11 protein-coding genes and 1 pseudogene are annotated in these 7,763 nt (G+C 60.3%); 8 read left to right on the forward strand and 4 right to left on the reverse strand.

Annotation, left to right across the window (positions count from 1 at the left end; all coding sequences use genetic code 11):
- Window positions 1-2: 2 nt before the first annotated feature.
- A complete protein-coding gene (gene ftsB, locus AAFM15_RS02365) occupies window positions 3-278 on the forward strand; it encodes a cell division protein FtsB (RefSeq protein ID WP_341685092.1) in 276 nt (91 codons plus the stop codon).
- 2 nt (window positions 279-280) lie between these two features.
- Window positions 281-748 carry a hypothetical protein gene (locus tag AAFM15_RS02370; RefSeq protein ID WP_341685093.1) on the forward strand — a complete coding sequence of 156 codons (468 nt, stop codon included), beginning with the start codon at window positions 281-283 and terminating at the stop codon, window positions 746-748.
- A 5-nt stretch (window positions 749-753) separates the two neighbouring features.
- On the opposite strand, the gene AAFM15_RS02375 is transcribed toward AAFM15_RS02370, so the two are convergent.
- Both AAFM15_RS02375 and AAFM15_RS02380 read right to left on the reverse strand, forming a co-directional pair.
- Window positions 754-1,737 carry an Hsp33 family molecular chaperone HslO gene (locus AAFM15_RS02375; RefSeq protein ID WP_341685094.1) on the reverse strand — a complete coding sequence of 328 codons (984 nt, stop codon included), beginning with the start codon at window positions 1,735-1,737 and terminating at the stop codon, window positions 754-756.
- Window positions 1,737-2,258 carry a gamma carbonic anhydrase family protein gene (locus tag AAFM15_RS02380; RefSeq protein ID WP_341685095.1) on the reverse strand — a complete coding sequence of 174 codons (522 nt, stop codon included), beginning with the start codon at window positions 2,256-2,258 and terminating at the stop codon, window positions 1,737-1,739. The genes AAFM15_RS02375 and AAFM15_RS02380 overlap by 1 nt, the downstream gene beginning before the upstream one ends.
- A 39-nt stretch (window positions 2,259-2,297) precedes the next feature.
- Here AAFM15_RS02380 and AAFM15_RS02385 point away from each other — a divergent pair, with 39 nt between their 5' ends.
- The 4 genes and pseudogenes from AAFM15_RS02385 to AAFM15_RS02400 form a co-directional block, all read left to right on the forward strand.
- Window positions 2,298-3,128 (forward strand): ferritin-like domain-containing protein, encoded by an 831-nt coding sequence (locus tag AAFM15_RS02385; RefSeq protein ID WP_341685096.1) that lies wholly within the window; start codon window positions 2,298-2,300, stop codon window positions 3,126-3,128.
- A 246-nt stretch (window positions 3,129-3,374) separates the two neighbouring features.
- Window positions 3,375-3,611 carry a hypothetical protein gene (locus AAFM15_RS02390; protein WP_341685097.1) on the forward strand — a complete coding sequence of 79 codons (237 nt, stop codon included), beginning with the start codon at window positions 3,375-3,377 and terminating at the stop codon, window positions 3,609-3,611.
- Window positions 3,612-3,635: 24 nt separating this feature from the next.
- Complete coding sequence (gene infA / locus AAFM15_RS02395; protein ID WP_341685098.1) at window positions 3,636-3,902, forward strand: translation initiation factor IF-1; 267 nt, start codon at window positions 3,636-3,638, stop codon at window positions 3,900-3,902.
- Between the two features lie 74 nt (window positions 3,903-3,976).
- A pseudogene (locus AAFM15_RS02400) lies at window positions 3,977-4,273 on the forward strand (RNA recognition motif domain-containing protein); the annotation flags it as partial.
- 79 nt (window positions 4,274-4,352) lie between these two features.
- Here AAFM15_RS02400 and xerD read toward each other — a convergent pair.
- Entirely contained in the window at window positions 4,353-5,255 is a 903-nt protein-coding gene (xerD, locus tag AAFM15_RS02405) for a site-specific tyrosine recombinase XerD (protein ID WP_341685099.1), read from the reverse strand.
- 40 nt (window positions 5,256-5,295) lie between these two features.
- On the opposite strand from xerD, the gene AAFM15_RS02410 reads away from it, so the two are divergent.
- A complete protein-coding gene (locus AAFM15_RS02410; protein ID WP_341685100.1) occupies window positions 5,296-6,201 on the forward strand; it encodes an AEC family transporter in 906 nt (301 codons plus the stop codon).
- A 1-nt stretch (window position 6,202) separates the two neighbouring features.
- Here the strand turns inward: AAFM15_RS02410 and queG are convergent, their stop codons facing one another.
- A complete protein-coding gene (gene queG / locus AAFM15_RS02415; protein ID WP_341685101.1) occupies window positions 6,203-7,318 on the reverse strand; it encodes a tRNA epoxyqueuosine(34) reductase QueG in 1,116 nt (371 codons plus the stop codon).
- On the opposite strand from queG, the gene tsaE reads away from it, so the two are divergent.
- Window positions 7,304-7,763: tRNA (adenosine(37)-N6)-threonylcarbamoyltransferase complex ATPase subunit type 1 TsaE (gene tsaE, locus AAFM15_RS02420; RefSeq protein ID WP_371833067.1), on the forward strand; the 460-nt coding region annotated here is incomplete at its 3' end. The two genes, queG and tsaE, sit on opposite strands and share 15 nt — an antisense overlap.

A 7,763-nucleotide genomic window follows, 5' to 3' on the forward strand; every position in this document is an offset into this window, starting at 1 on the left:
CTGTGGGCCGCCGTTTTGTCCCTGCCCTGCTCCTGGTGCTGCTCTTGCTGCTCCAGGCGCAGCTGTGGCTGGGCAAAGGCGGCCTGCCAGCAGTCTCCAGTCTGGAAGCCGATTTGAAAGAAAAATCGCAGGACAATGAAGCCGCGCGACTTCGCAATACCCAGATCAACGCCGAAGTGACTGACCTCAAGGAAGGCATGAGCATGGTCGAGGAGCGCGCCCGCCACGAACTGGGCATGGTCAAGCCCGGTGAAATCCTGGTCCAGATTTCAAAGTGAGCATGGCTCGCCAGATCACGCTGCTGGCCGAGCAAACTCCTGAAATACAGGCTTTCATGACCCGCCTGGAGCAGCAACTCCAGCAACGCGAGCCAGGCACCCAGTGGTTGTTGCGCTGCCTGAACCTGCCCGACACCCTCAACCAAGACGCCTTGTTTTTGTGGTCACACCCTCCCGCATGGGACAGTTCCGTAGACCCACGCATGCAGAAAAGTCTGGCAGCCGAACGTGCCTGCAGGATAGCCTTGATCAGCAGCGGCGTTTCTTTTCATATTTTGCAAGGCAGCGACACACAACGCTTGGACACCGTTCTGGTCGCTTTGCGTTTGCAGACTGACACCCCAACAGCACAGTCACGCCAATTTGCACTCAATGGCGGTCGCACACCCTGGCGCTGCGAGTCCTGCAGCGACCCAGAGTGCGAGCACCGACTTTTTACCGGCTTGCTGGCTCGCCCAAACTCAGCTTGAAGGCCTTAATGCAGGCTGGCACTGCTGTCGCCAGAAGTTGCGGCCGGGTTGAACGTTTGCGCTACATCCACCGCATCAAACACATAGTGGGCACCGCAAAAATCGCAACCCACATCAATCTTGCCCTGCTCGTCCAAAATGGACTGCGCCTCGTCCTGACCCAGGCTCTGGATCATGCGCGACACGCGTTCGCGGCTGCAGCTGCAGGCAAAACGCGGCGCTGTGTCGTCCTTGAAGCTTTCGAGCAAACGCACCGGCTCTTCCCAGAACAGGCGGTGCAGGATGGTCATGGGATCGAGCTCCAACAACTCCTCGCGCTTGAGGCTGCGCGACAAAATGGCAATGTGCTCAAACGCCTGCTCGATATCTTGCGCCTGCGCTGAAGGCTGGGCGGTACCCGCCAGGTTGCCCTCGCCTTCCACCGGCAGCCTCTGGATCAACAAACCTGCAGCCACCTTGTCGTCAGCAGCCAGTACCAGCACCGTGTCCAACTGCTCGGACTGGCGCATGTACTGCTCCAGCACCTCGTTGAGCTGGTTCAGAGACTGGCCCTGCTCGTCCACCAGCGACACCACGCCCTGGTAGGGCTGCTGGCCTGGCAAGCGGTCTTTCGGGTCCAGCGTGATGGCGCATCGGCCTTGGCCACCGGGGTTGACCATGTCGGGCAAACCAGCGTTCTCGTCCACAGCGCTGGTCAGCGTCGCCGTCACGCGCAAGGCAAAGTCGGGTTGCACCTCAGCCACCGCCACCTTGACAGGGCCGTCGCCAAAAATCTGCAGCACCAGCGCACCGTTGAACTTGATGTTGCCTTGCATCAGCACACCAGCAGCCGCCATTTCGCCCAGCAATTCGCTCACGGCTTGTGGGTAGGCACCGGTGTCACGGTTGGCCGCGCGGCGCGCCAGAATGTCCTGCCAGGCGTCGGTCAGGCGCACCAGCATGCCACGCACGGGCTTGCCATCGAAAATGAATTTATGAAGTTCTGACATTAGATTTCCTGCAGCGTCTGTTGATAGCGCTGCGCGTTTTCCTGATAGTGGCGTGCGCTGTTGCGCAGACCCTCGATTTGTTCGGGTGTGAGCTTGCGCACCACCTTGGCGGGCGAGCCCAGAATCATGGAGCCGTCTTCAAACACCTTGCCCTCGGTCACCAATGAGCCTGCGCCCACCAGGCAGTTTTTGCCAATGACTGCACCATTGAGCACCACAGCGCCAATACCGACCAGCGACTCGTCGCCAATCGTGCAGCCATGCAGCATGACCATGTGGCCCACCGTCACGTTCTTGCCAATGGTCAGGGGCGAGCCCACATCGGTGTGTAGCACGCTGCCGTCCTGAATATTGCTGCCTTCGCCAATGACAATGGGGTCGTTGTCGCCCCGCACCACGGCAGAAAACCAGATGCTGGCCCCGGCCTGCACCTGCACATCGCCCATGACCTGGGCGTTGCCAGCCACCCAGGCGGTGAGCGCGACTTGGGGCTTTTTGCCGGCCAGGCTGTAAAGGCTCATATGGGGTTCTCCGTGGTGTTGCTGCCTACAATTGTAAAGATGCAGCTGCGTTCCCAAGCCCTGGCCATTCTCCAAGCCCCCAGCATTGCCCCCAAATTGGAGGCAGTGGCGGCGCTGTGGGCTGCGCACCAAGCGGGCTCCCTGCACATTGACACACACTGGCAAGGGCCAGGGCCCGACCAACTGTCTGAACTGCCCGAGCTGCCTGGGCGCCCGCCCCTGCCCAAACTGATTGACCCCGGCCTGGTCCCCCACCGCAGCCCTTACACCGCACAAGGCCTAGGGGCGCTGGTTCACGCCATTTGCCATATTGAATTCAACGCCATTCACCTGGCGCTGGACGCCATTTGGCAGTTTGCGGACATGCCCGAAGCCTTCTATACCGACTGGCTGCGCGTGGCCCACGAAGAATGCCTGCACTACGCCATGCTGACCGAACAACTGGGCACTCTGGGCTACGCCTACGGCGACTTTGACGCCCACGACGGCCTGTGGGAAATGTGCGAAAAAACCCGCCATGACATCACCGCCCGCATGGCCCTGGTGCCCCGCACCCTGGAAGCACGCGGCCTGGACGCCACACCACTGATTCAAGCGCGACTGCGCAAAGTAGCAACACCCCAAGCGCTGGCCGTGTGCGACAAGCTGGACATCATCCTGCGCGACGAAATTGGCCATGTCGATATTGGCAACCGCTGGTACCGCTGGCTTTGCGAGCAGCAAGGCCTGGAGCCTGTGGCTCATTACAAACACCTGGCCCGTCAGTACAAAGCCCCCCGCCTGCGTCCGCCGTTCAACACGCCTGCGCGGGTGGCAGCCGGTTTCAGCGAAGAAGAGCTGGCTTATCTGGCGGGGGATGGGGTTTCATAACAAAGGTATAATCTCCACTGATGCAGTTATTTGCTTTCCTTCGCTGCATCAAGTCTGACGGGCAGCGGTACCCCAACACCGCACACCTGCCCCACCGCTAAGCAACCACTAGCGCATTCGGGGTCACACTTTTCTCTTGGCAAGCTTTTTTGGCGACAAGCACGTCGTCCCTTTTGCCCATGCGCGCTGATTCAAATTGCACGCATGACCCTGGGCCACCCCGCCCTTGTTTAGTTTGATTTACCTATGTCTTCCTTTTCCTCACTGCCATTTACCGTTGGCAAATTTCTGATTACGCCCTTGATTCGTTCGAACAACGCTGGTCGCTTTAGCGCTGCCCTCTCCATCCGCAGAGGTCAAGGCACACAAACCCACGACCGCGTCTACACCTTCAAGCCCGATTTCGCCAGCAAAGACAGCGCGCTGGTTTATGCAGCTGCACAGGGACGCTACTGGATGCTCAACCCTGCGTCATTCACCTGAACTTCATCATCAAAGGAACCCCACATGGCCAAAGAAGAAGCGATTGAAATGAAGGGCAAGGTCGATGAAGTCTTGCCAGACATGCGATACCGCGTCACGTTGGAAAACGGGCACAAATTGATCGCCTACACCGCCGGGAAAATGCGCAAACACAACATCCGCATCCTGGCGGGTGACAACATCACTCTGGAAATGTCACCTTACGACTTGACCAAGGGGCGCATCACATTCCGCCATCTTGAAAACCGTGCCCCCCGAACAGGTGCGCCGGCGTTCAAGCGCAAGCACTGATTTCGGCCCTCCTGTTTTATTCAATCAACCCGTGCCCGAAATTTCGGTGGGCACATTTTCTGAAAGGCTCCACCATGAGCAACAAACTGTACGTTGGCAACCTGTCTTACTCGGTGCGCGACGAAGACCTCCAACAAGAATTCTCCGCCTACGGTCAAGTTCAATCGGCCAAAGTCATGATGGATCGCGACAGTGGCCGCTCCAAAGGTTTTGGCTTTGTCGAAATGTCCAATGCAGAAGAGGCGCAAGCCGCCATCCAGGGCTTGAATGAGCAAAATTTTGGCGGTCGCAATCTGATTGTGAACGTGGCCCGCCCCATGGAAGCACGCCCTCCACGCAGCGGGGGCTTTGGTGGCAATTTTGGTGGCGGTGCTCGACGCAGTTACTAAGGTGCTGCGCAAGGCGATGAAATCAAAACTTCATTACCTTGCTTCTTGTCCAGCAGAACGACTACCCCCTGGGGTGGTGCTGCGCATGCAGCACCTTCAGCCGTTCACGGGCCACATGGGTGTAGATGGTGGTGGTGGAAATGTCGGCGTGTCCCAGCAGCATTTGCACGGCCCGCAAGTCTGCCCCATGATTAAGCAGATGCGTAGCAAAGGCGTGGCGCAGGGTATGCGGTGACAGCGGCGCGGTGATGCCCGCTTGCAGCGCGTAGCGCTTGACCAGGTTCCAGAACATCACGCGTGACATGGCCGTACCTGGCTTGGAGCCGCTGCTGGTGATGAACAAGTCTTGCGTCTGCCGCGAGCCCAGCAGTTGCTGTCGCAAGGGCATGTAGCGTTGCAGCCAGTCGCCAGCGGCTTCGCCAAAGGGCACCAGCCGCTCCTTGCTGCCTTTGCCCATCACACGCAAAACCCCTTCGTTCAAAGCCACATGCAGGGTTTTGAGGCCCACCAGCTCGCTCACACGGAGACCGCTGGCGTACATCAACTCCAGCATGGCTTTGTCGCGCACGCCCAGCTCGTCGTTTGTGTCTGGCGCGTTCAGCAAGGCGTCCACCTGCGCTTCGCTCAGGGTTTTGGGCATGCGCATGGACTGCTTGGCCGCCAGCATGCGCAGCGTGGGGTCTTGCGGGCACAGACTCTGTCGCTGGGCCCAACGGTAAAAGCGCTTGAACACCGTCAGGCGACGGTTGGCGGTGGAGGCTTTGGTGCTGGGGTGGCGCTCGGCAAAGTAGGTTTGCAGTTGCGTCTCTTGCACCTGGAGCAAACCCAGCCCCTGAGGTTGCAACCAATCGGCCAACAATTGCAGATCGCGCCTGTACGCCGCCAGTGTGTTGGGCGACAGACCGTCTTCGAGCCACAAGGCATCGGCAAAGCGATCGATCAGGGCGGTGTCCGCAGCATCCATGCGCGGGGATGATACCCTTGCCTTGCACAAGAGTTGCTCCATGAACTACGCCCAACTGCTTTTCCCCGACTTTTCGCTCATTTTGTGCGGGTACCTGCTATGCCGTTACACCGCGCTGGACCGCAGCGTCTGGCAGCCGGTGGAGTCGCTGGTGTATTACTTTCTTTTTCCGGTGCTGCTGTTTTACTCCATCACCAAAAGCCCGATGGATGTCAGGGTGGCTTCGAGCATGATGGGTGCAGGCCTGAGTCTGGGCGTGAGCGCTATTGCCCTGGCCTACAGCCTTCCCTACTGGCCCTGGCTGGGCAAGCACCTGCAAGCGCGCGACCATGCGTCAAGTGCGCAGGTGGCGTTTCGTTTCAATTCTTTCATTGGCCTGGCTCTGGCCGAACGGCTGGCGGGTGCACAAGGCCTGCAGCTGGTTTCGGTATTGATTGGCGTGTGTGTGCCGCTGTTCAATGTGGGCGCGGTCTGGCCCATGGCGCGGCATGCCAACTTGCACATCTGGCGCGAGCTGGCCCGCAACCCATTGATTCTGGCCACCTTGTCTGGCTTGCTGGCCAATCTGGCGGGCTTTCAAATTCCCGAACGGAGCGCGCCCACCCTGAGCCGTATTGGCGCTGCCTCTGTGGCCTTGGGTTTGATGGCCGCAGGCGCTGGCATGCAGCTGGGCAGCTTGCGTCAGGGACAATTGCTGAGCGTGCTGGTGCTAGGCATCAAGCACCTGGCCATGCCGCTCATGGCCTGGGGCATTGCACGGCTGTGGGGCTTGAGCCAGCAACAAACACTGATGCTGCTGGCTTTCTCGGCCTTACCCACAGCGTCCAGCTGCTATGTGCTGGCTTCGCGTATGGGCTACAACGGTTCGTTTGTGGCCGGGTTGGTCACTTTGTCCACCGTGCTGGGCGTGGGCAGCCTCAGTTTTGCGCTGGGCGTGCTGGCCTGATTCAGGCGTGACTTGCGGCGCCCTGCGCCAGCGACCACTGCACCTGCTCTTGCACGACTTCGTTAGGGTGCTTCGCCCAACGCTGCAGAGCCTGGCGCAAGGCTTGCGCTTCTTGCGCAGTCAGTTGCCCTGACGCCATCGCATTGCCCGCGGCAAGCGCCAGGTTGCGCAGCCAACGCGCATGGCCTATGCGCCGAATGGCACTGCCCTCGGTGCGGCGTAAAAACGTGGTCTCGTCCCACTGCAGCAGCTGAGCGATGGTGCTGCCACTCATGCCCTCGCGCGGCTGCCAGTCGGGTAAGGGGTGCGTCTGCGCAAATTTGTTCCAGGGACACACCAGCTGGCAGTCGTCACAGCCGTAGACCCGGTTGCCGATCATGGGGCGCAGGGCTTCATCAATCGGGCCGTCGTGCTCAATCGTCAGGTAGGAAATACAGCGCCGCGCATCCACTTTGTAAGGCGCCACGATGGCTTGCGTGGGGCACAACTTCATGCAGGCCTCGCACTGGCCGCAATGCGCGCTGACGCTGGGCGTGGCTGGCAACGCCAGGTCCACAAACAGTTCACCCAAGAAAAATAGGGAGCCCGCTTCGCGCGAGAGCAGCAAGCTGTGTTTTCCCCGCCAGCCCAGCCCCGAGCGCTGCGCCAGCTCGACTTCCAGCACCGGGGCAGAGTCAGTAAAGGCGCGGTGCCCGAAGGGGCCGACTTCCTGCGCAATGCGTTCGGCCAACTGCTGCAGGCGCTGGCGCAAGACCTTGTGGTAATCCCGTCCCCGGGCGTAGATGGACACCACGGCTTCACCCGAACGCGTGTGGCGTGCCAGCTCGCGATCGACCCAGTCAGAGGGAGTGCCATCCGGCAGGTAATCGATGCGTGCAGTAATGATGCTCACTGTGCCTGGCACCAGCTCGGCAGGCCGTGCGCGCTTGAGGCCGTGCGACTGCATGTAATGCATCTGGCCATGGAAACCGGCTTCCAGCCAGGCCAGTAAACCCGGCTCGGCATCGGACAAATCCACCGGGGCCACCGCAATTTGGGACAATTGCAAATCACGCGCCCAATCCTGGATCTGGGCCCACAGTTTTTGAGGATCAATTTGTCGATGTCCGGTACTCACCCGACCATTGTAGGTAGCGAAGGCGCTGCGCCCTCCCCCAGCCACTGGCGCGGCCTTTGGCGCAGCGAAGAGGACACCCAGGTTTTTGCGAGCCAACTGGCTGACGCTTTGATGCGCTGGCCGGGTGGCCTGGACGCCTGCATCGAGCTGCGAGGCGACCTGGGCGCAGGTAAAACCACTTTTGTGCGCCACTTGCTGCGCGCGGCGGGTGTGCAAGGCCGCATCAAAAGCCCAACCTATGCTGTGGTGGAGCCGCACGAAGCCCAAGGTCCGCAAGGCCTGTGGCCCGTCTGGCACTTTGATTTTTACCGTTTCAGCGATCCGCAGGAGTGGGAGGATGCAGGCTTCAGGGATATCTTTGCCGGCCCCGGTCTGAAGCTGATGGAGTGGCCGGACAAAGTGGCCGGGCAACTGCCCCCTGCTGACTGGGTGATCGGGCTTAAGG

Origin of the sequence: Limnohabitans sp. (assembly GCF_038134685.1) — a bacterium.
Taxonomy (GTDB): Bacteria; Pseudomonadota; Gammaproteobacteria; order Burkholderiales; family Burkholderiaceae_C; genus Limnohabitans_A.